This window comes from uncultured Paracoccus sp. (assembly GCF_947496875.1).
Lineage (GTDB): Bacteria > Pseudomonadota > Alphaproteobacteria > Rhodobacterales > Rhodobacteraceae > Paracoccus.
Genome location: NZ_CANMEH010000002.1, coordinates 404,820 through 426,756, shown reverse-complemented (window position 1 = coordinate 426,756; position 21,937 = coordinate 404,820). Strand labels below are relative to the sequence as shown.

Here is a 21,937-nt window from a genome sequence, read left to right as displayed (position 1 = left end):
CGGACGGCGTGACGGTCAGCTGGCAGACTGGCCGCCCGGCAGGTTAGTTGTCCGGCGCGGCAGCCGTCAACCGGGGCAGGGTCGCAGGATCACCGGGTTGTCCGGGTCCGCCCCGATGACGTGGCATCCATCATCGGCGCACAGCGTCCAGCCGCCCTGCGTCGCCCCTGACGCGGCGAGCACCAGATGCGGCACGGTGAGATCGGGGGACCAGACCCACCAGCCGTCCTGCCGGGTGGCACCGGCACCCGGCTCCATCCCCGCGCCGGATCCGCGCACCGCGGCGCGGTCCAGGTGCAGACCTTCGGCGGTGACGCTCCAGCTTTCCCGCCAGCCGGTCCGCTCGACCGAGTGGGCCCATTCCAGGGTGAACCCGTTGGCGGCGGCCAGCATCAGCGTCCCGACCAGCAGGCAACTCATGCAAGGCGGCGCTGTCGCCGGGCGGTAAAGAACAGCCAGATGACGAACAGGGCGGACAGCGCAAAGCCGATTTGATCCGTGGCCGGCATGGCGGCAACAAGGGTAAAGGCGGCGATCATCGCCATAGCGCGTTCCAGCCAGTTCAGCGGCCGGCCGATCCAGCCGATCACCGCGATGCCCCACAAGGCGATGGCCATACCTGCCTTTACCACGATGTAGCCGACGGCGGGCCAGTAGCCGATCGCCTCGGCCAGCGGACCGCCATCCTGCAGCATCAGCGCCGGTGTGTAGACCGCCATGAACGGCACGACGAAACCGGCCGCGGCGATCTTGATCGCCTCCATGCTGATCTTCAGCCCGGCCTCCTTGGCGATCGGCGCCGCGGCGAAACAGGCCAGCGCCACCGGCGGGGTCAGGTCGGCGAGGATGCCGAAATAGAACACGAACATGTGGCTGACGATCAGCGGCACGCCCAGTTCCTGCAGCGCGGCGCCGGCGATCGACGAGGTGATGATGTAGTTGGGGATGGTCGGGATGCCCATCCCCAGGATGATGCAGGTGATCATGGTCAGCACCAGGGACAGGAACAGGCTGCCCGCCCCCACCGACACGATGACCGACCCGAAGGTCGACGCCGCGCCGGTCAGCGTCATCGTCCCGATCACGATCCCGACCAGCGCACAGGCGACGCCCACCGGCAGGGCGGTCTTGGCGCCCTCGGCCAGGCTGTCGATGCACATCCGGATGGTTTCGCGGCCACCCCGGCTGAAGATGTTCCACAGGATCAGCGCCGCGATCAGCACGCCGACGGCCCGGACCCAGGTCCCGATCCCGTACTGCGCGAACCACCCGGCGATCAGCCCCACGGCAATCCAGAAGATCACCCGGATGACGCCGGCCGGCAGGCCCAGGGCGATCGATCCGGCAAGGATCAGCGCCACCGTCAGGGCCAGGCCGATCGTGCCCGCATAGAGCGGGGTAAAGCCGGAAAACAGCAGCCAGACCAGCACCGCCAGCGGCAGGATCAGGTACCACCCGTCCTTGAGCGCGCGAATCGGGCTGGGCAGTTCGTCGCGGGACATCCCCACAAGGCTGCGCTTGCCGGCCTCGAGATGGGTCATCCAGAAGGCGCCGGCGAAATACAGGATCGCGGGGATCAGCGCCGCCTTGACGACCTCGACATAGTCGACGCCCAGCGTCTCGGCCATGATGAAGGCGACGGCGCCCATCACCGGCGGCATCAGCTGGCCACCCATCGACGCGGTCGATTCGACGCCGCCGGCGAAGGCCGGGCGATAGCCGAACCTCTTCATCAGCGGGATGGTGAACTGCCCGGTCGTGACCACGTTGGCCACGCCCGAGCCCGAGATCGTGCCCATCATCGCGGACGAAAACACCGCGACCTTGGCCGGCCCGCCCAGCATGTGGCCGACCAGCCCCAGCGACACGTCGGTAAACAGCTTGATCATCCCGGCCTTTTCCAGGAACGACCCGAACAGGATGAACAGGAAGATGTAGGACGAGCTGACATAGATCGGGATGCCGTAGATGCCCTCGGTCCCGTAGGTCATGTGCTCGATGACCTGGCTGAAGTCGTAGCCCCGTGTCTGCAGCAGGCCCGGCGCGTACTGCCCGAAAAAGCAGTATGCTAGGAAGATGCCCGCGATGATCGGCAGCGCGGGGCCCATCATGGTCCAGGCCGCCGCAAACACCGTGATCAACGCGAGGACGCCCATCACCAGATCGGTGCCGGTGGGGCTGCCGGCGCGGATGATCAGCGGCGCGTACTCGACCCACTGATAGACGGCGACCGCCACCCCCGCCGCGGCCAGCACCCATGCCATCGCCTGAACGGCGCCGCTGCGCCGGCGGGCCAGCGCCAGCAGCGGAAAGGTCAGCAGCATCAGGAATCCGACATGGACCGCCCGGACGACCTGGCTCGGCAGGTCGATCGCATGCGCGGCCGTCGCGATCTGAAACACTGAAAACGTGACGGCGATCCAGAACAGCAGCTTGCCCTGGCCCGTCTCCGGAAAGTTGTCGGCAAGTGGATCGTGGATGCCCAGGTCCGGCTGCTGGGGCGGGGGGGCATGTTCCGGCTGCAGGTGAGGAGCAGGACGATCGGTCTGCATCGAGGAATCCCCATGAAGTGTTTGGCTGCGGACAGGCCAGGTCGGCCGGGGTCCCGCCTGCATCACGTTACACCCGCGCGCGGAACGCGCGTAGGGATAATCAACACACCCGGCGCGCATGAATGCGCCGGGTGGTAGCGCTGCGGCAGGGTGCTTACTGCAGCAGCCCGGCTTCCTTGTAGTATTTCTCGGCACCCGGGTGCAGCGGGATCGGCAGCGACTGTGTCGCCTTTGCCGGATCGATCGCCTCGGCGGCGGAATGGGCCGCCTTCAGCGTGTCGATGTTGTCGAACAGCAGCTTGGTCATGCCATAGGCGGTGTCCTCGGACACGTCCGAATGGGTGACCAGGAGGTTGGTCACGGCAACGGTGGCGACGTCCGCGTCCTGTCCCCGATAGGTGCCGGCCGGAATGGTGCCCGGCGCATAGGCGCCGCCGAGCTTGGCCGCGACCTCGGCCGGAACCGACACGACGCTGATCTCGGTCGTGGTCGCGAGATCCTTCAGCGAGGCGACGCCGAGGCCCGCCGACTGCAAGGTCGCGTCCAGCTGACGGTTCTTCATCAGTTCGACGGACTCCGCGAAGGGCAGGTATTCGACCTTGCCCAGATCCTCATAGCTCATCCCCGCCGCTTCCAGGATGGCGCGGGCGTTCAGTTCGGTCCCCGACTTCGGCGCGCCGACCGACAGGCTCTTCCCCTTCAGATCCTCCAGCGAGGTGATGCCCGAATCCTTGGCGGCGACGATCTGGATGAAGTTCGGATAGACGGCGGCGATGCCCTGCAGCTTGTCGAGCGGCTGCGGAAAGCCGGCCTCGGCGTCGCCCTGGGCCGCCAGTTCGACCGAATCGCCCAGCGCAAAGGCGATCTCGCCCTTGCCCTGCTGCAGCAGGTTCAGGTTCTCGACCGAAGCCTTGGTGGACTGCACCTGCGTGCGCACGTCCTCCATGCCCTTGGCATAGATGTCGGCCAGCGCCACCCCCATGGGATAGTAGACGCCCGAGGTGCCGCCCGTCAGCACGTTGATGAATTCGGCCGCCGAAGCGGTGGTCGGGGCGGCACCCAGGCCAGCGGCGGCGATCAGGCCTGCAAGCCCGGTTCGGATCATGTTCATGTAGCTTTCTCCCTGAAGTCGCGTAACGCGGCAATTCCTCGGCTGACGGCCCGTTTCTCTGCCCGGCGGTCAGCCCGAACGGACTGAACCAGACACCGGATCGCAGGGAAAGTCAAAAGCGGGGCATCTGTCCATCCGGCGGTGCCGGAGGAGATCACACATGCGGCAGGTGTGTCAGACCGAGACCCCGAACAGCCAGCCCACCGCCGCGGTGACCGCCATGGCGAACACGCCCCAGATCATGACCCGCAACGTCGCCGGTCCCAGCGGCGCGCCCCCGGTGCGCGCGCCCAGCGCGCCGAGCAGCGCCAGGGACAACAGGGTAACGATCAGCACCGTGGGGATCAGCGCGCCCGCGGGGGCCAGCACGGCCGCCAGCAGCGGCAGGGCCGCGGCGACCGAAAACGTCAGACCGGATGCCATCGCCGCCTGCAGCGGATTGGCCGAGTTGATCTCGTGCAGGCCCAGCTCTTCCCGGACATGGGCGCCCAGCGCGTCGTGCGCGGTTACTTCGCGGGCTGCGGCAAGCGCCGTCGCCTTGCTCATTCCCCGGCCTTCGAAGATGGAAACGAGCTCCAGCAGCTCCTGATCAGGCATCCGCTCCAGCGCCTCGCGTTCGCGCTCGATGTCGGCCTTTTCGATGTCCGACTGCGAGTGGACGGACACGTATTCGCCGGCCGCCATCGACATCGCCCCGGCCGCCAGCCCGGCCACCCCGGCCAGCAGGATCGCGGTGCGGTCGGACGTTGCCGCGGCGACCCCGACCACCAGCGAACTGACCGACACGATCCCGTCATTGGCGCCCAGCACCGCAGCACGCAACCAGTTGGACCGGTTGATCAGATGGGGTTGTTCGGGGTGAGCTGAAAAGCTCTCGCTGTACTCGGTCATGCCGTCGGTTCCATTGCCTCTGCCTGCCTGCTCATATCACGCGCGGCCGGGGAAGGAACCATTGACGCCGCAGCCACGGTTCCGGATCGCGCGGCTACCTGTCGGGACGCGGCCTTATTCGGCGGCCGGCCGCGTCAGGGCGTTCGGGCTCAGCGTGTGGTCGACGGGCTTGTAGCCGGACTGGTCCGGCAACGCCTCGGCATCGCCGCTGACCGGGTCGGTCTTCATCCGGAATCCGCGCTGCAACTGGTCGAACGGTGCCACCGGATAATCACCCGAGAAACAGGCGTCGCAGTACTGGGGCCGGCCGGTGTTCCGGCCCTGTGCCTCGCCCACTGCGCGATACAGCCCGTCCAGCGACACGAAGGCGAGGCTGTCCACCCCGATCCATTTGCGCATGCCCTCGGGGTCCATCTGCGCGGCCAGCAGCTTGTCGCGGTCGGGGGTGTCGACGCCATAGAAGCAGGGCCAGGCGGTGGGCGGGCTGGCGATGCGGAAATGCACCTCGCTCGCGCCGGCCTCGACGATCATGTCCTTGATCTTCTGGCTGGTCGTGCCGCGCACCACGCTGTCGTCGACCAGCACGACGCGCTTGCCGCGCACGAGCGCCCGATTGACGTTCAGCTTGAGCCGCACGCCCATGTTGCGGATCTGGTCGGTGGGCTCGATGAACGTCCGGCCCATGTACTGGTTGCGGATGATTCCCAGCCCGTACGGAATGCCGGATTCCTGAGCATAGCCGATTGCCGCGGGGGTGCCGCTGTCGGGCACGGGGCAGACCAGATCCGCGTCCACCGGGGCTTCGCGGGCCAGCTCGACGCCGATCTGCCGGCGGGTTTCGTAGACCGAGCGGCCGCCGATGATGCTGTCCGGACGGCTGAAATACACATGCTCGAAGATGCAGAACCGCCCGGTCGACGGTCCGAATGGACGCGAGCTTTCGACCTTGCCGCGCGTGATCACGACCATTTCGCCCGGCTCGATCTCGCGCAGGAACTCGGCGCCGATGATGTCGAGCGCACACGTCTCCGAGGCGAGCGCGTAGCCGCCGTCCCCGATCCGGCCGAGCACCAGCGGCCGGACCCCAAGAGCGTCGCGCACCCCGATCAGCTTGGTCCGGGTCATGGCGATCACGCTGAACGCGCCCTCGACGCGGCGCAGGGCGTCCTTCATCCGCTCGGGGATGTTGCGCTGGATCGAGCGCGCCATCAGGTGGATGATGCATTCGCTGTCGCTGCCCGACTGGAAGATGCTGCCGCGTTCGATCAGTTCGCGCCGCAGGGCCACCGCATTTGTGATATTGCCGTTATGGGCGATGGCGCACCCGCCCATCGCGAACTCGCCGAAGAACGGCTGCACGTCGCGGATCGCCGGGCCCTTGGCCCCCGCCGTGGAGTAGCGCACATGGCCGATCGCAAGCTCACCTGGCAGGGTCTCCATCAGCGACGCCTTGGTGAAGTTGTCGCGGACATAGCCGAAGCGGTGGGCGCTGTTGAATCCGGCGTCGGGATCGTGCGCGACGATCCCCCCGGCTTCCTGGCCGCGATGCTGCAGGGCATGCAGCCCCAAGGCGACAAAGTTCGCGGCATCGGCCACGCCGATCACGCCGAACACCCCGCATTCCTCGTGCAGGCGGTCCGAATCGAAGGGGTGGGCAAGGAACGGCTGCATGGGGATCTCGACCTCGGCTGCGCGGTGCGGAGAGCGTCGGGCGTTATCTAGTCATGCAACCGGGCAGAGTCACGCCCTGCACGTGAAATCCGCTGAAACCAGATCCACCCGAGACCGGTCAGGCGTCGGCTGGCGGGACAGTGGCCTGCCCGTCGGTGGCAGGCAGATCAGAGGCAGGCGCGTCGGCGGCAGGCGGGGTCGTGGCGGGGACCTCGCCGTCGCCGACGGGGGCGCAGCCGCGGACCAGCTGTTCGTAGCGCGCAACGATCCAGCCGGGCGCATCGGCCGGGATCTGTTCGTTCATCTGGGCGCTCATCCGCTGGAACACGGTGGCAGAGCGGGAATTTTCCACCATCGCCGCAGGCTGCCCGGGCATCACGCGTTCGTAGACGATGAACGCGATCGCAACCAGCAGGATGCCGCGCGCGACGCCGAACAGAAAACCCATCCCCTGGTCGACACCGCCGAGGGCGGAGCGCTGAACGACGGACGAGAACAGCGGCGTGATCAGCGAGAACAGGACCAGCGCCACGGCAAAGACGACGGCAAAACCGGCGATGGTGGCAAGTTCGCAACTATCCCCGAGAAACCGGTCCAGAACCGGGATCTGCGCGATCATGGGCCGGACCGTGGGGGCGAACAGGAAGGCCAGCACCGCGGCGCCCACCCATCCCAGGATGGCCAGCGATTCCCTCACGAACCCCCGCGCATAGGCGAGGATTGCAGAAAGGATGATGACGGCCGCCACGATGCCGTCGATAAGGGTAAAGCCGTCCATCTCACCGCCTTTGTTGCGGAAATTCCGTCCTGCAAGGGCGGTCATCCTGCGCCGAATGTCTCGCCCACGAAGTTTGTCAGGTCCGACACGCGGTCGACCCGCATGCCGTCGGCGCCGTCGACTTTCTGACCGATGGGCACGATCGCGTGTGAAAAACCAAGTTTCCGCGCCTCTTTCAACCTGTTTTCAGCCTGCGCCACGGGCCGCAATGCGCCCGACAGGCTGATCTCGCCGAAGAACACGGTTTCGGGACCCAGCGCATGATCCTCGCGCGCGCTCAGCAGCGCCGCCGCGATGGCAAGGTCGGCGGCCGGTTCAGCCACCCGCATGCCGCCGGCCACGTTCAGGAACACGTCCAGCCCGGCGAACGGGACGGCGCAACGCGCCTCGAGCACGGCAAGAATGGTGCTGACCCGGCCGCCATCCAGCCCCACCACCGTGCGGCGCGGCGCGGCGAGCGACGAGGGCGCGACCAGGGCCTGAATTTCGGTTAGCACCGGCCGGGTGCCCTCGATCCCCGCGAACACCGCGCTGCCGGGGACGGCTTGCCCCCGTTCGGACAGGAACAGGGCCGACGGGTTGGCGACCTCCGCCAGCCCGCCGCCGGTCATCTCGAATACGCCGATCTCGCCGGACGGGCCGAAGCGGTTCTTGACGGCCCGCAGGATCCGGAACTGGTGGCCGCGCTCGCCTTCGAAATACAGCACCGTGTCGACCATGTGCTCGACGACGCGCGGACCGGCGATCTGCCCGTCCTTGGTGACGTGTCCGACCAGGATCACCGAGACCCCGGTCCGCTTGGCCAGCGTGGTCAGTTCATGCGCGGCGGACCGGACCTGGGCCACGCTGCCGGGCGCCGACTCGACGGCGTCCGACCACAGCGTCTGGACCGAGTCGATCACCGCCACGTCGGGGCGTTCCGCGTCCAGCGTGGTCAGGATGTCGCGCAGTGCCGTACCGGTTCCCAGCCGCACCGGCGCGTCGGTCAGCCCCAGCCGCTGGGCCCGCATCCGCAACTGCGCGCCCGCCTCCTCGCCGGACAGATAGACCGCGCTTGTCCCGGCGCGGGAAAAGGCGGCGGCGGCCTGCAGAAGCAGCGTCGACTTGCCGATCCCGGGGTCGCCGCCAACCAGAATGGCGCTGCCGGGGACCAGCCCGCCTCCCAGAACCCGGTCCAGCTCGGCGATGCCCGAGGGGGCGCGGGGCGGCGCGGGCTCGTTGGCGTTCAGCCCGCCAAGGGGGATCGACCGGCCGCGCTGCGCGCCCAGCCCCCGGCCCGGTCCCTCGCTTAGCGGTGCTTCCTCGACAATCGTGTTCCATTCGCCGCAGGCGTCGCAGCGGCCCGACCATTTCCGGTGGGCCGCGCCGCAGGCGGTGCAGGTGAATGCGGTGACGGATCTGGCCATGCCGGTGCTTGTTGCAGATCGGGACAGGCTGTCGCAAGCGCCGGATCGGCCGCCGCGGCAAGCTGCGGTTGCGTTACCGGGATGCGAGGTGCAAATGCATGCCCACGACGGCCGGGCGACGGCCGCGGAGGCAGAGCTACCTCTGGCCGATCCGCCCGTGCGGCAGCGCGACAGCGGCGCGGCCGGCGTGGATGACGGCACGACGAAAGGACGCCAGCGTGGCATCGGATGACAACACAGGCCCGGTTGTGATCGTGGGGGCGGGGCAGGGCGGTCTGCAGGTCGCCGCCTCGCTGCGCCAGGCCGGGTTCGCCGGACCCGTGGTGCTGATCGGCGACGAACCATGGCTACCCTATCAGCGTCCGCCGCTGTCCAAGACCTATGTGACCGAAGGGCGGGACGAGGCCCTGTGGCTGCGTCCGGAGAGTTTCTTTGACGCCCAGCAGATCGACTATCGGCGGGGCACGCGGGTACTGGCGATCGACCGTGCCGCGCGCCGGGTCGACACCACCGCCGGGCCGGTCGCCTATGGTCAGCTGGTGCTCGCGACCGGCGCGCGCAACGCGCGGCCGCCGATTCCGGGGCTGGATCGTGCCCACGATCTGCGGACGCTGGCCGATGCCCAGCACCTGCGCGACATCGTCCTTGGACCGCAGCGGCGGTTCGGGGTCATCGGCGGCGGCTTCATCGGGTTGGAGTTTGCCGCAGTCGCGCGCAAGTACGGACATCACGTGGTCGTCGCCGAGGCGGCGCCGCGGCTGATGAGCCGCTCGGTTTCCCCGCAAATGTCGGAGGCCTTTGCCCAGCTGCATCAGAATCTCGGCAATGACATCCGGCTGGGGCAGGCGGTGACAGCGGTGACACCGGACGGGATGATCCTCGACAACGGCGAGCGGATCGACGCCGATCACGTCCTGCTGGCGGCGGGCGTCCGGCCCAATGTCGAGCTGGCCGAGGCGGCCGGGTTGGATGTCGACAACGGCATCGTCGTGGACGGACAGCTGCTGACCACCGATCCGGCAATCTCGGCGATGGGCGATTGTGCGTCCTTTCCCGATCCACGCTCGGGGCGGCGGGTGCGGCTGGAAAGCGTGCAGGCGGCGATCGATCACGCCCGGCACATCGTCGCGCGCCTGACCGGGGCAGCACCCGGACCCTACGCCGCGCTTCCCTGGTTCTGGTCGGACCAGGCCGACTGGAAGCTGCAGATCGCCGGGCTTGCCATGCCCGAGGACCGGGCCGAACAGGTGGCCGATCATGTGGTGTTCCGGTTCGATGCTCTCGACCTGCTGACGGCCGTCGAGACGGTGAACGGTCCGCGCGTCCACATGAAGGCGCGCAAGCTGTTGGGAACCGGAATGCTCGATCCCGCGCAGGCTCGCGCGTTGCTGACCTGACCCGGCCCGTGCCCCACCCGCCGCGAAACTCCGCCCGCTCAGGCGAGGCGCTCCGCCGTGGCCCGGCGCGACGGTTGATCGGACGACGCGCGCATGGTTGACGGGTTCGGCGTGGCGATCGCCGCCTTTCTCGCCGGTGGGATCCTGAAGGGGGCGATCGGCGCCGGCACGCCGATCGTGGCCGTGCCGATCATGTCCATCTATCACGGCGTGCCCTTTGCCGTGGCGGTCTTCGCGTTGCCGGGATTGCTGTCGAACGCCTGGCAGGCCTGGCGATTCCGACGGCACATCATGCACCGGCGCTTCATCCTGCTGATGGTCGCGGGCGCCATGCTGGGCGCGCTCGCCGGCACCTTCCTGCTGGCGGCGCTGCCGTCCCGGGTGCTGTCGCTGACGGTGGGCGGTCTGGCCCTGATCTATGTCGTCTTTCGGCTGACCAGCCCGCACTGGCGCCTGGGACGGGGGATCGCGGATGCGCTGGTCCTGCCGGTCAGCCTGATCGCAGGGATCCTGCAGGGCGCGGTCGGGATTTCCGCCCCGGTGTCGCTGACATTCCTGAACGCGCTGGGGCTGTCGCGCCTGGAATTCATCGGCACCGTGTCGGTGCTGTTCATGTCCATGGCGCTGGTGCAGGTGCCGGCGCTGATGGCGGTCGGCCTGATGGACCGCGAGCGGTTTCTGATCAGCGTCGTCGCCAACGTGCCCCTGTTCCTGGGCATGCCGATCGGCAACTGGATGGCACGGCACATGGATGCCCGGACGTTCCAGAACGTCATCCTGGTCCTGCTCGCCGTTATCGCGGCACGGTTGATCCTGGGAAGCTAGGCCGGGACCCGACCGGTCAGCTTGCCGGGCGGCGACGGCCCGACCTCACCACTTTGTCGGCTTGTCTCAACCGCGGCTGCGGGGCAGGGTGCGCCCGCTTCAGGAAAGGCCCCGCATGGCGACCCCGCGTCCGTTTTCGCGCTATGAGTTCATGATCGCCTGGCGATATCTGCGCGCCCGCAAGGCCGAGGGCGGGGTCAGCACGATGACCTGGATCAGCCTGATCGGAATCGCGCTGGGCGTCATGGCCCTGATCGCGACGCTCGCGGTCCGGTCCGGCTTCCGGGCGGAATTCGTCGACACGATCCTGGGCGCCAATGCCCATACCACGGTCTACATGCCCCCGCAGCAGATCGTGAACGACCTGACCGACGAGGTCTATGTGATCGCGGGGCGGATCGAGAATTACGACGACGTGGCCGGCCGGATCGCGGCGCTGCCGGGCGTCGTCCGGGCGGACCCGGTGGTCAAGGGTCAGGTGATGGCGACCGCGCACGACCGCTCGAACGTGGCCGAGGTCTACGGCCTGACTGCCGACGATCTGCGCGCCATCCCCCGCGTTGCGGAACCGGCTACCGGGATCGGCGATATCGGTGCGTTCGACCGGGGCATCGCGATCGGGTCGGGGATCGCCCGCGAACTGGGCGTAGGGCCCGGCGACAAGGTCCAGCTGATCGCACCCCAGGGCGCGCAGACGCCGTTCGGCACGACGCCGCGGATCGTGGCGTACGAGGTCGTGTATGTCTTCACCGCGGGCCGCTATGACATCGACCGGACCCGCATCTACATGCCGCTGCCCGCCGCGCAGGACTATTTCAACCGCGAAGGCGCCGCCGACGAGATCCAAGTCTACGTCGCGGACCCCGAGGCCGTCGACCAGCTGACCCCCGACCTGATGCACGCGCTGCCGGGCAGCATGGTGTGGACCTGGCGCGACGCGTCGGGGTCGTTCCTGAACGCGCTCGACATCGAGGATGACGTCATGTTCGTGATCCTGTCCGTGCTGGTGCTGATCGCGTCGATGAACATCACCTCCGGGCTGATCATGCTGGTCAAGAACAAGGGCCGCGACATCGGCATCCTGCGCACCATGGGCCTGACCGAGGGCGCGGTGCTGCGGGTGTTCTTCCTGTGCGGCGCCTTTACCGGCGTGATCGGCACGATTGCCGGGGTTCTGCTCGGCGTCATGCTGGCGCTGAACATCGACCCGATCATGTCGGCGGTGAACTGGATGTCCGGCGGCGGCGCCTGGGACCCGGCGGTGCGCGGGATCTACGAGCTGCCGGCGCAGCTGCGGGCCTGGGACATCGCGCGCGCGGTCGGACTGTCGTTGCTGCTGAGTTTTCTGGTGACGATCTTCCCGGCCCGTCGTGCGGCAAGGATGAACCCGGTCGAGGCGCTGCGCTATGAGTGAGGTGCTGCGGATGGACGAAATCTCCAAGACCTACAACAAGGGCACACCCGCGGCCGTGTCGGTGCTGCGCGGGCTGGACCTGGGCGTGGCACGCGGTGAGGTGGTGGCACTGGTCGCCCCCTCCGGTGCGGGCAAGTCGACGCTGCTGCACATCGCCGGCCTGCTGGACACGCCGGATGCGGGACGGGTCATTCTGGTGGGTCGGGACATGACCGGCCTAGGCGACCCGGCGCGGACCGCGGCGCGGCGCGAACAGCTGGGCTTCGTCTATCAGTTTCACCACCTGCTGCCGGAATTCAGTGCGCTGGAAAACGTGATCCTGCCGCAGCTCGCGAACGGCGTCCCCGACCGTCAGGCCCGCGACCGCGCGCAGCTGCTGCTTGGCCAGGTCGGCCTCGCCGCCCGCGCCAGTCACCGGCCCGCTGCGCTGTCCGGCGGCGAACAGCAGCGGGTGGCATTCTGCCGCGCCCTGGCGAACCGGCCCGCGCTGCTGCTGGCCGACGAGCCGACCGGCAACCTGGATCCGGCGACATCGGACCACGTCTTCGCGGTCCTGATGGACCTGGTGCGCGACACCGGCCTGTCGGCGCTGATCGCGACGCACAACATGGATCTGGCCGCACGCATGGACCGGGTCGTGCGGCTGACCGCCCAGGGCGTGGACCAGCCGCGATGACCGGTGGCACGCGCAATGCCATGCGAGTTGCCCTAGCGGCGGGCCTGATGGTCACGACCCCGGCAGCGGCCGATCCGTTCGAGCAGTTCGGCACGGCCATGAAGTATGGCCTGCCGCTCGCCGCCGCAGCCTGCGCGGTGGATCGGGACCGCTTGCCCGATTTCGCCCTTCGGGGCGGCCTGCAAGTGGCCCTGGTGCTTGCATTGAAACACAGCGTCGTCGGTCCGCTGGGACAGCGTCCCGGCGGCGGCGGCGGCGGGTTTCCCAGCGGCCACGCGGCGGCGGCCGGCTTTGGCGCCGCCGATCTGGCGCGGCACTGCGTCCGCGACAGCGACGCCGCACGGATCGGGCTGCTCGGGGCGGCGCTGCTGGCCGCGGCCAGCCGGGTGGATGCGGATGAACACACGCCGGCGCAGGCGGCGGCGGGCTCGGCCATCGGGGTGGCGCTGGGTGCCAGCAGCTTCGGCCTGAGCTGGGATGCCTGGTTCTGACCGCCTGCCCGGCCGGCCCCAAGCGGGCTCGCGGGCGGCCTAGGTCCCTTCGCGCTTCACGAACTTGAAGAACCGGCTCTGCTCGCCGTCCTTCGTCTCGTTCTGGTACAGGAACGCCAGGCCACGGTCCTCGAAGGTCTGGAAGAAATCCTCCCACGAGATTTCCGTCAGGCTCTCGTCGGGCTCGGCAAAATCTATCCGCAGAATACCATCGCCGTCTTCGCCTTGGGTGTCCTTGACGACCGTCGGCGTGCCGCCGCGCTCCTCGCACCAGCGGCGGATGGTGAAATGATCGGTTGTCGTTTCGCTGGAGGACATGGCTGATCCCTTTCGTTGCGTCGAGACGCCAACGTGCAGCTCTTAGCAGCGTTCCCGGCAGGCCCACGTCGCGGACCATGCAACCCGCGGCCGCTTCTTGGACGAGGGATTGCGGGCACCGCGCCGGTCCGGCAAGCTTCCCGCAAAGAAATCAGAGGGACAGCCATGAAATTCGCCATCTCGTCCGCGGTCGCGCTCGGCTCTGCCGCGCTGATCGTCGCCTGCACACCCGACGCACAGATCACGACGGGGACAGGTGATTACGCGCAGTTCTGCGCATCATGCCACGGCCCCGGCGGCAAGGGTGACGGCCCGCTTGCTGCCGGGCTGACCCCGCGGCCGACCGATCTGACGCAACTCAGCCGCGCGAATGGCGGTGTCTATCCGCGGCTGCAGGTGATGAACCGCATCGACGGCTACACCATGGGCAAGTCGGACAGCCCGATGCCGCAATTCGGGGAAATGCTGCAGGGCCGGACGGTGATGTTCGATGCCGGCGACGGGATCGAGACCCCGACACCCTGGCGGCTGGTGGCCCTGCAGAAACACGTCGAAACTCTGCAGGAGTGACCGGCCTGGCAGGGAGACTCCCGCGCTATCCCGTCACGCGCACTTGGAATGGCCACAATCGGCGCAGGTGAGGCAGTTTTCCACGCGCCGCACGGACGAACTGCCGCAGGCGGGGCAGGCCGGCCCGCGCGGGCGGCCGGTCGCCGCTTGCGCGGCTGCCGGCTGGTCCGGCCCGGCGGTCGGGTCCGACTTCAGCCCCAGCCCTTCCCCCGCCAACGCGCCGGTGGCGATCATGTGGCGCTCGATGACGCCGCCGATCGCGGCGAGGATCGAGGGCACATAGCGCCCCTCCATCCAGGCGCCGCCGCGCGGGTCGAAGACGGCCTTCAGCTCCTCGACCACGAAGCTGACGTCGCCGCCGCGCCGGAACACGGCCGAGATCATCCGCGTCAGCGCCACCGTCCAGGCATAATGCTCCATGTTCTTCGAATTGATGAAGACCTCGAACGGCCGGCGGTGGCCGCTCTGCACGATGTCGTTGATGGTGATGTAAATCGCGTGTTCGCTGCCCGGGAACTTCAGCTTGTAGGTCGCGCCCTCCAGAGCGGCGGGGCGGTCCAGCGGTTCGGTCAGATAGACCACGTCGGCGCCCCGGTCGGCCTGCGGTGCGGCGTCGGTGGTTTCGCTGACCGACAGCACGCTGCCGGTGACCTCGTTCGGACGATAGGTGGTGCAGCCCTTGCAGCCCAGGTCCCAGGCCTGAAGGTAGACGTCCTTGAAGGCCTCGAAGTCGATGTCCTCGGGACAGTTGATCGTCTTGGAGATCGAGGAATCCACCCATTCCTGCGCCGCGGCCTGCATGGCGACGTGATCGGTCGGGGCCAGCGTCTGGGCGTCCACGAAATGCGCGGGCAAGGGGGCGTCGCCATGCAGGTCGCGCCACATCTGCACGGCATAGTCCACGACTTCTTCCTCGGTCCTTGACCCGTCCTTCTGCAGGACCTTGCGGGTATAGGCATAGGCGAACACCGGCTCGATTCCGGAACTGACATTCCCGGCGTAGAGGCTGATGGTTCCGGTCGGCGCGATCGAGGTCAGCAGGGCATTGCGGATGCCGTGCTGGCGGATCGCGGCGCGCACGTCGTCATCCATCCGCTGCATGAACCCGGACCGCAGATACTCGTCGGCATCGAACAGGGCGAATGCGCCCTTTTCCCGCGCCAGATCGGCCGAGGCGAGGTATGCCGCGCGGGCCACCCGCTTCATCCAAGCGCGAGTGGTTTCCACCGCGTCAGGGGCACCATAGCGCAGCCCGACCATCAGCAGCGCGTCGGCGAGCCCTGTCACCCCCAGCCCGATCCGGCGCTTGGTCGCCGCCTCGCGCGCCTGCGCTTCCAGCGGAAAGCGCGAGGCGTCCACGACATTGTCCATCATCCGCACGGCGGTGGCGACCAGCTCATCCAGCGCGGATTCGTCCAGCCGGGCGGCGTCCGTGAACGGATCGACCACCAGTCGGGCCAGATTGACCGACCCGAGCAGGCACGCCCCGTAGGGCGGCAGCGGCTGCTCGCCACAGGGGTTGGTCGCGGCGATCGTCTCTGCATAGTGCAGGTTGTTGGCTTGGTTGATCCGGTCGATGAAGATCACCCCCGGCTCGGCATAGTCATACGTCGCCCGCATGATCCGGTTCCACAGATCGCGCGCCTGCACGGTGTGATAGACCCGCCCGCCGAACTGCAGGTCCCAGGCGGCGTCGGCGCGCACCGCCTCCATGAAGGCGTCGGTGATCAGCACCGACAGGTTGAACATGCGCAGCCGGGCGCTGTCCTGCTTGGCCTCGATGAACGCCTCGATGTCGGGGTGGTCACAGCGCATCGTGGCCATCATCGCGCCGCGCCGCGACCCCGCGGACATGATCGTGCGGCACATCGCGTCCCAGACATCCATGAACGACAGGGGGCCCGAGGCGTCGGCCGCCACGCCCCGCACCTCGGCCCCACGGGGCCGGATGGTGCTGAAGTCATAGCCGATCCCGCCACCCTGCTGCATGGTCAGCGCCGCTTCCTTGAGCATGTCGAAGATCCCGCCCATGCTGTCGGGAATGGTGCCCATGACAAAGCAGTTGAACAGGGTCACGCTGCGTCCGGTGCCGGCGCCCGCCAGGATGCGGCCGGCGGGCAGGAAACGGAAATCCTCCAGCGCCGCGTAGAACCGCTCCTCCCACGCGGCGGGGTCCGCCTCGACCCGGGCAAGGTCGCGGGCGACGCGACGCCAGCTGTCCTCGACCGACTGGTCGACCGGCTGCCCCTCGGCGCTCTTGAGGCGGTATTTCATGTCCCAGATCTGCTCGGCGATGGGGGCGGCGAAACGGGTCATGGCGGCATCCTGAGCATCGGTCCTGGGGACCGGCCGCGCGACGATGGGGCGAGCGGCCGGGCACCTCTCTTGCGCGATCGGTATCGCGGAATCAAGGCTGCGGGTGGCGACACCACGCGTGCGTAAAGGACATCTTGTCGAAATCCCGTTGCAGGAGAAGAATCAGAAATCGACAGATCAGACTGGGAGGATGCAGGCATGACCCGCGCAGCACTTGCCGTTTTCATGATCGGTCTGGCCGGCGCAGCCCATGCGGCGAGCCACGAAAACAACTCAACCGCACCGCACGCGGACAGCGCCGCGACTCCGTCGATAGATGCATCCGCCGATCCGGATGCCTCGGGCACCCCGCTGACCTACGAGATGTTCGAGACGGCCATCAGCCATGGCGATCTGCCCACATGTCCCGAGGCGCTGGAGGGCGAGCATCGCTTCTGCCGCTTCACGGTGCACAATGATGCGCTGCACGTGTTTGCGTTCAGCGAGGAAGGCGACCAGCCGCTGCTGGCGATCAGCGAATACGCGATGGACGAGATCAGCTTTCCCGACTGACATTGGCGCGGTCGGGCGCATGCGCCGTGCGCAGCGCCCGCCGGTTGATCTTGCCCGTCGGGGTGCGCGGCAGGGCAGGGACGTGGATGAACTCGCGCGGTTGCTTGTAGCGGGCCAGCCCCGCCTCTGACGCGGCGCGCATGGTGGCGGCCGGCGCGGCACCGGTCCAGAACGCGGCGATGATGGTGGCGCCGGACGCGACCGGCAGTTCGGTGGCCGCGACATCGCCCGCGTCGGGCACCGCCGACAGGACATCCTCGACCTCGCCCGGGGCCACGCGAAAGCCGCCCGCGTTCATCATGTCGTCGGCCCGGCCGAGCGTCGAGATGGCGCCATCCTCCGCCTGCACGGCCATGTCGCCGGTCAGGAACCAGTCGCCGCGGAACCGTTCCGCGGTTTCCTCGAGCTGACCGAGATAGCCCAGAAACAGCCCCGGGTCGGAGCGGTGGACCGCCAGCGTGCCTGGTTGCCCGACTGGCGCCGGCGACCCGTCATCGGAGAGGATGGCGACTCGCCGGCCGGGCTGGGGATAGCCGGCGCTGCCGGGTGGCGCCGGCCGGTCGGGGCTGCCGCTGAGAAAGGTCGAGCATTCGGACATGCCCATCGCCTCGTGCAGGTCGCTGCCGGTCCGCTCGCACCACGCCGCGCGCAGGGCCGGGTCCAGCCGCTCCCCCGCCGCCAGGCCGTGGCGCAGCGTCTCGATCGGCGCCCACTCGGCGCGCAGCATGCGACGGAATATCCCGGGGGCACCGGCCAGGATCGTCGCGCCGTGCCGCCGCGCGAGCAGGGGGATCTGCTCGATGGCGGTGCCGTCCGCCGGGATCAGCGCAGTGGCCCCCGCCGCCCACGGGTCCATCAGCCCGGTCCCCAGGGTGAAGGTCCAGTTGAAGGCCCCGGCATGCATCAGCCGGTCGGACGAACGCAGGCCGTACCAGCCGTCGAACATCATCTGCCGCGCAAGGATCGCCCGATGCGCGTGCATCACCGCGCGGGCCTGACCCGAGGTGCCCGAGGTATAGACGATATAGGCCAGCCGGTCCGCGTCTCCGCGATCCCAGTCGGCGGGCGGAAGCGCCGCGAATTCGGCAATGGCCGAGGCGGGCAGCACCGCTGCCTGGCTGCCCGGCAAGGCAATGCCCGTCCCCGCGATGATCAGGTCCGGCGCGATGTCGCGGGCGATCTTCGTGACCTCGGCCTCGGTCAGCATGGCCGATGTGGGCACCGGCACGATGCCGGCGGCGATGCAGCCGAGATAGGCGATCGGAAAGGCCGGCTCGTTCCCGATCCGCAGCAGCACCCGATCACCCGGCCCCATGCCGCGACGGATCAGACCGGTCGCGGTCCCCCGCACGGCCTTGATCAGCCGGTCGTATGACCACCGTTCCGCAGCGGCGTGGCCGACGACGGCCAGGGCCAGCTTGTCCGGCGTGGCCCGCCCGGCCTCGAGAACATGTTCCGCCAGATTGAAATCGCTGCGCATGATCAGGGCCCCGTTCGGTTCACGAGCGATCTCTTCATGCGGTCGCCGCGCCGACAAGGCAAGCCGGGGATCGAATCATCCGGCAAACAAGGGTCAGCGCAAAAACAAGACGGCCCGCATTGCTGCAGGCCGTCGGTTAACTTGATCGTTGCATCCGCCCGGGGCGATGCAGTCCTGCGATCAGAGCAGGCGCAGGTCTGACGCCGAGGCGCGGCCGTCGCGGCCAGACTGCAGCTCGTACTCGACCTTCTGGTTGTCGTTCAGGCCGGTCAGTCCGGCGCGCTCGACAGCAGAAATATGAACGAAGACATCCTTTCCACCATCGTCAGGCGCGATGAAGCCGTAGCCCTTGGTGGAATTGAACCATTTGACAGTACCGGTCGCCATGACCTCTCTCCTTCAGTACTCCCGGCGTGCTCTATTGCACTCCGGGCCGTGCAGCCCTTTCGAAGTCCGGCTGCCCCGTGAAGGGAGGCGGTAGAAAGTCATGCTCACACGGAAAATCATGCCCGATTCCGAAGGAAAAGCAAGCCGATTCCTTTGCACGGTCTCGCACACGTCATAGTTGTCAAGGCATCGAAACAGGAAACCGCACGGTCAGCGCAGATCGGGTGGCGTCGCCTCGGCGCCAAGCGCCGCGACCGCTTCGTCCAGTGCCACGACACGCGATCCCTGCTGATCCAGGCGGCGGATCGAGGCGCTGCGCGTCTCGACCTCCTTCATGCCGATGGCCATGATCACCGGCACCTTGGCCATCGAGTGCTCCCGCACCTTGTAGTTGATCTTCTCGTTGCGGATGTCGGCCTCGGCGCGGATGCCGGCCGCAGTCAGCGCCGCCACCACCTCGCGCACGTAGTCATCCGCGTCGGACACGATCGACGCCACGACGACCTGGCGCGGGGCCAGCCAGAACGGCAGCTTGCCTGCATGGTTCTCGATCAGGATTCCGATAAAGCGCTCGAAGGACCCCAGCGTCGCGCGGTGCAGCATGACGGGCCGATGCTTCTGCCCGTCCTCGCCGACATATTCCGCATCCAGCCGTTCCGGCAGCACGAAGTCGACCTGGTGGGTGCCGCACTGCCAGTCGCGGCCAATCGCGTCGGTCAGCACGAATTCCAGCTTGGGCCCGTAGAACGCGCCTTCGCCGGGGCTCTCCTCGGGTTCGATCCCTGCCGCGCGCGTGGCCGACAGCAGCGCCGATTCCGCCTTGTCCCAGACCTCGTCGCTGCCGGCCCGGACCTCGGGCCGGGTCGAGAACTTGACCTTGAAGCTGTCGAAGCCAAGGTCCCGGTAGATGGCCGACAGGAAGTCGATGAAGCGCTTCGTTTCGCTTTCGATCTGCGCTTCGGTGCAGAAGATGTGGGCGTCGTCCTGGGTAAAGCCGCGGACCCGCATGATCCCGTGCAGCGCGCCCGAAGGCTCGTACCGGTTGCACGACCCGAACTCGGCCATCCGCAAAGGCAGGTCGCGATAGGATTTCAGCCCGACATTGAAGATCTGGACGTGGCCGGGACAGTTCATCGGCTTCAGGGCGTTGACCGACTTTTCCCGGGCGTGTTCCTCGTCCACCTCGACGATGAACATGTGCTCCTGGTACTTCTCCCAGTGGCCGCTTTCCTCCCACAGCTTGCGGCTGACGACCTGCGGGGTGTTGACCTCGACATACCCGCCCGCGCGCTGCCGGCGCCGCATGTAGTCCTGCAGCGCGGTGTAGATCGTCCAGCCGTTCGGGTGCCAGAAGATCTGGCCCGGCGCCTCTTCCTGCATGTGGAACAGGTTCATCTCGCGGCCCAGCTTGCGGTGGTCGCGCCGGGCGGCCTCCTCCAGCATGGTCAGATGCGCCTTCAGGTCCTCGCGGTTGCGGAACGCGACGCCATAGATGCGCTGCAGCATCGGCCGGGTGTTGTCGCCGAGCCAGTAGGCGGCGCTGACATGGGTCAGCTTGAACGCGTCGGCAGGCAACTGGCCGGTGTTCTGAAGATGCGGCCCACGGCACAGGTCCTGCCAGTCCCCGTGCCAGTACATGCGGACATCCTCGCCCGCGGGGATGCGGTCGATCAGCTCCAGCTTGAACGGCTCGTTCGCGGCCTTGTAGTGCTCGACGGCGCGCTGGCGGTCCCACACCTCGGTGCGGACCGGGTCGCGGGCGGCGATGATGCGCTTCATCTCGGTCTCGATGGCGCCCAGATCCTCGGGGGTAAAGGGCTCGGCCCGATCGAAATCGTAGAACCAGCCGTAGTCGCGCACCGGGCCGATGGTCACCTTGGTGTCCGGCCACAGGCGCTGCACGGCCCGCGCCATTACATGCGCAAGGTCGTGCCGGATCAGTTCCAGCGCGGGGCCATCGTCCTTCAGCGTGTTGATCGAGATCGCCCCGCCGTCGGCCAGCGGCCATGAAAGATCAATATGCTGCCCGTCCAGGGTCGCCGAGATCGCACGTTTCGCCAGGCTTGGCGCGATGCTTTCCGCGACCTCGGCCGCGGTCGTGCCGGCCGGGTAGTCGCGGCTGTTGCCATCGGGAAAGGACAGGGTGATCTGGCTGGCCATCAGCGGCTCCTCGTCGGTCTGGCGCCCACGGAACGCCCGGTTGCGGGTATGTCGCGCCGCTGATGAAGTCTTTGCGCCGGGCTGTCAATCGCACGACGGGGCTTTCAAAGCCGCGCCGCAGCGGGGAAAACTCGTGGAAACGGAAAGGAGTCTGCGATGACGGAAACCTATCTGACCGCGCAGGGGCGCCGGCTGGCCTTCGATCTGGTGCCCGGCGGCGCACCCGGAATCGTCTTCCTGCACGGGTTCCGGTCCGACCGGCAGGGGACCAAGGTGCTGGCGCTGGAAAGCTGGTGCCGCGACCAGCGCCGGGGGATGCTGCGCTTTGACCTGTCCGGCCATGGCGGATCCGAGGGCCGCCTCGAATCCTTCGGGATCGGCGACTGGCTGGAGGACGCGACCGAGATCATCGACGCGCTGGCGCCGGGAAGGCAGGTGCTGGTCGGGTCGTCGCTGGGCGGCTGGCTGGCGCTGCTGCTGGCCCGTGCCCGCCCCGACCGCGTCGCCGGGCTGGTGACGATCGCCGCGGCCCCGGACTTTACCACCCGGATGCAGGCCGAGTTCAGCGACGCGGACCATGCCGACCTGTCCGGTCAGGGCTTTGTCACCCGTCCGACCGTCTACGAGGAAGGCGACTACGTCTTTTCGCGCCGGCTGTTCGACCAGGGGGCGCAGCACCGCGTGTTCGGGGTCCCGCTGGACCTGCCGATGCCGGTGCGCCTGTTGCAGGGCACCGCCGACACCGACGTGCCTGTCGACGAGGCGCTGCGGCTGCTCGATCACGCAAGCGGACCCGACATCCGCCTGACGCTGGTCAAGGATGCGGATCACCGGTTTTCCGCACCGGCGCAGCTGGAATTGATCCGCGCCAGCATCGCCGACATTCTGGCGCTTGACGGTCACCGGACGCTGCCGCATAGTTAAATGAACGGCCGTTCAATA

Annotated in this window: 20 protein-coding genes and 1 pseudogene; 9 read left to right on the top strand and 12 right to left on the bottom strand. The window is 68.0% G+C overall.

From position 1 onward, the window contains the following. Positions 1-66: 66 nt before the first annotated feature. The 7 genes and pseudogenes from Q0938_RS04325 to radA all read right to left on the bottom strand — a co-directional run bounded on the left by Q0938_RS04325 (position 67) and on the right by radA (position 8,409). Entirely contained in the window at positions 67-420 is a 354-nt protein-coding gene (locus Q0938_RS04325; RefSeq protein WP_299359524.1) for a DUF1850 domain-containing protein, read from the bottom strand. Continuing rightward, positions 417-2,552 carry a TRAP transporter permease gene (locus Q0938_RS04320; protein ID WP_299359521.1) on the bottom strand — a complete coding sequence of 712 codons (2,136 nt, stop codon included), beginning with the start codon at positions 2,550-2,552 and terminating at the stop codon, positions 417-419. The genes Q0938_RS04325 and Q0938_RS04320 overlap by 4 nt, the downstream gene beginning before the upstream one ends. Positions 2,553-2,706: 154 nt before the next feature. Further along, positions 2,707-3,663 (bottom strand): TAXI family TRAP transporter solute-binding subunit, encoded by a 957-nt coding sequence (locus tag Q0938_RS04315; protein ID WP_299359518.1) that lies wholly within the window; start codon positions 3,661-3,663, stop codon positions 2,707-2,709. 174 nt (positions 3,664-3,837) lie between these two features. Beyond that, on the bottom strand, positions 3,838-4,554 hold the full coding sequence (locus tag Q0938_RS04310) for a VIT1/CCC1 transporter family protein (protein WP_299359515.1): 717 nt from the start codon (positions 4,552-4,554) through the stop codon (positions 3,838-3,840). 222 nt (positions 4,555-4,776) lie between these two features. Continuing rightward, positions 4,777-6,225, bottom strand: a pseudogene (purF, locus tag Q0938_RS04305) (amidophosphoribosyltransferase); the annotation flags it as partial. Between the two features lie 118 nt (positions 6,226-6,343). After that, the gene (locus Q0938_RS04300; RefSeq protein ID WP_299359510.1) at positions 6,344-7,003 is read right to left on the bottom strand and encodes a CvpA family protein; all 660 of its coding nucleotides are present in this window, start codon (positions 7,001-7,003) and stop codon (positions 6,344-6,346) included. A 41-nt stretch (positions 7,004-7,044) separates the two neighbouring features. After that, positions 7,045-8,409, bottom strand: coding sequence for a DNA repair protein RadA (radA, locus tag Q0938_RS04295; protein WP_299359508.1), 1,365 nt, complete (start codon positions 8,407-8,409; stop codon positions 7,045-7,047). An 88-nt stretch (positions 8,410-8,497) separates the two neighbouring features. On the opposite strand from radA, the gene Q0938_RS04290 reads away from it, so the two are divergent. The 6 genes from Q0938_RS04290 to Q0938_RS04265 all read left to right on the top strand — a co-directional run bounded on the left by Q0938_RS04290 (position 8,498) and on the right by Q0938_RS04265 (position 13,212). Further along, a complete protein-coding gene (locus Q0938_RS04290; protein ID WP_299359505.1) occupies positions 8,498-8,641 on the top strand; it encodes a hypothetical protein in 144 nt (47 codons plus the stop codon). Then, the gene (locus Q0938_RS04285; RefSeq protein ID WP_299359503.1) at positions 8,628-9,806 is read left to right on the top strand and encodes an FAD/NAD(P)-binding oxidoreductase; all 1,179 of its coding nucleotides are present in this window, start codon (positions 8,628-8,630) and stop codon (positions 9,804-9,806) included. The genes Q0938_RS04290 and Q0938_RS04285 overlap by 14 nt, the downstream gene beginning before the upstream one ends. 93 nt (positions 9,807-9,899) lie before the next feature. Then, a complete protein-coding gene (locus tag Q0938_RS04280) occupies positions 9,900-10,631 on the top strand; it encodes a sulfite exporter TauE/SafE family protein (protein ID WP_299359501.1) in 732 nt (243 codons plus the stop codon). A gap of 115 nt (positions 10,632-10,746) precedes the next feature. After that, the gene (locus Q0938_RS04275; protein ID WP_299359500.1) at positions 10,747-12,045 is read left to right on the top strand and encodes a lipoprotein-releasing ABC transporter permease subunit; all 1,299 of its coding nucleotides are present in this window, start codon (positions 10,747-10,749) and stop codon (positions 12,043-12,045) included. Next, positions 12,038-12,721: an ABC transporter ATP-binding protein gene (locus Q0938_RS04270; protein WP_299359498.1), complete on the top strand. Its 684-nt coding sequence runs from the start codon at positions 12,038-12,040 to the stop codon at positions 12,719-12,721. The genes Q0938_RS04275 and Q0938_RS04270 overlap by 8 nt, the downstream gene beginning before the upstream one ends. Next, the gene (locus tag Q0938_RS04265) at positions 12,718-13,212 is read left to right on the top strand and encodes a phosphatase PAP2 family protein (protein ID WP_299359495.1); all 495 of its coding nucleotides are present in this window, start codon (positions 12,718-12,720) and stop codon (positions 13,210-13,212) included. The genes Q0938_RS04270 and Q0938_RS04265 overlap by 4 nt, the downstream gene beginning before the upstream one ends. A gap of 39 nt (positions 13,213-13,251) precedes the next feature. Here the strand turns inward: Q0938_RS04265 and Q0938_RS04260 are convergent, their stop codons facing one another. Beyond that, on the bottom strand, positions 13,252-13,530 hold the full coding sequence (locus Q0938_RS04260) for a hypothetical protein (RefSeq protein ID WP_299359493.1): 279 nt from the start codon (positions 13,528-13,530) through the stop codon (positions 13,252-13,254). 165 nt (positions 13,531-13,695) lie between these two features. Here Q0938_RS04260 and Q0938_RS04255 point away from each other — a divergent pair, with 165 nt between their 5' ends. Then, positions 13,696-14,100, top strand: a complete 405-nt coding sequence (locus tag Q0938_RS04255) for a c-type cytochrome (RefSeq protein ID WP_299359490.1) — start codon at positions 13,696-13,698, stop codon at positions 14,098-14,100. Between the two features lie 33 nt (positions 14,101-14,133). Here the strand turns inward: Q0938_RS04255 and Q0938_RS04250 are convergent, their stop codons facing one another. Further along, positions 14,134-16,416 (bottom strand): adenosylcobalamin-dependent ribonucleoside-diphosphate reductase, encoded by a 2,283-nt coding sequence (locus tag Q0938_RS04250; RefSeq protein WP_299359487.1) that lies wholly within the window; start codon positions 16,414-16,416, stop codon positions 14,134-14,136. A gap of 198 nt (positions 16,417-16,614) precedes the next feature. Between Q0938_RS04250 and Q0938_RS04245 the strand changes: the two genes are divergently transcribed. Beyond that, a complete protein-coding gene (locus Q0938_RS04245; RefSeq protein WP_299359484.1) occupies positions 16,615-16,968 on the top strand; it encodes a hypothetical protein in 354 nt (117 codons plus the stop codon). Here Q0938_RS04245 and Q0938_RS04240 read toward each other — a convergent pair. From Q0938_RS04240 to thrS, 3 genes are all read right to left on the bottom strand, one after another. After that, positions 16,952-18,448, bottom strand: coding sequence for a class I adenylate-forming enzyme family protein (locus Q0938_RS04240; RefSeq protein ID WP_299359481.1), 1,497 nt, complete (start codon positions 18,446-18,448; stop codon positions 16,952-16,954). The genes Q0938_RS04245 and Q0938_RS04240 overlap by 17 nt on opposite strands. A 180-nt stretch (positions 18,449-18,628) precedes the next feature. Further along, positions 18,629-18,835: a cold-shock protein gene (locus tag Q0938_RS04235; RefSeq protein ID WP_299359479.1), complete on the bottom strand. Its 207-nt coding sequence runs from the start codon at positions 18,833-18,835 to the stop codon at positions 18,629-18,631. 210 nt (positions 18,836-19,045) lie between these two features. Beyond that, positions 19,046-20,995 carry a threonine--tRNA ligase gene (gene thrS / locus Q0938_RS04230; protein WP_299359476.1) on the bottom strand — a complete coding sequence of 650 codons (1,950 nt, stop codon included), beginning with the start codon at positions 20,993-20,995 and terminating at the stop codon, positions 19,046-19,048. Between the two features lie 156 nt (positions 20,996-21,151). Between thrS and Q0938_RS04225 the strand changes: the two genes are divergently transcribed. Continuing rightward, entirely contained in the window at positions 21,152-21,919 is a 768-nt protein-coding gene (locus Q0938_RS04225; protein WP_299359474.1) for an alpha/beta fold hydrolase, read from the top strand. Positions 21,920-21,937 lie beyond the last annotated feature (18 nt).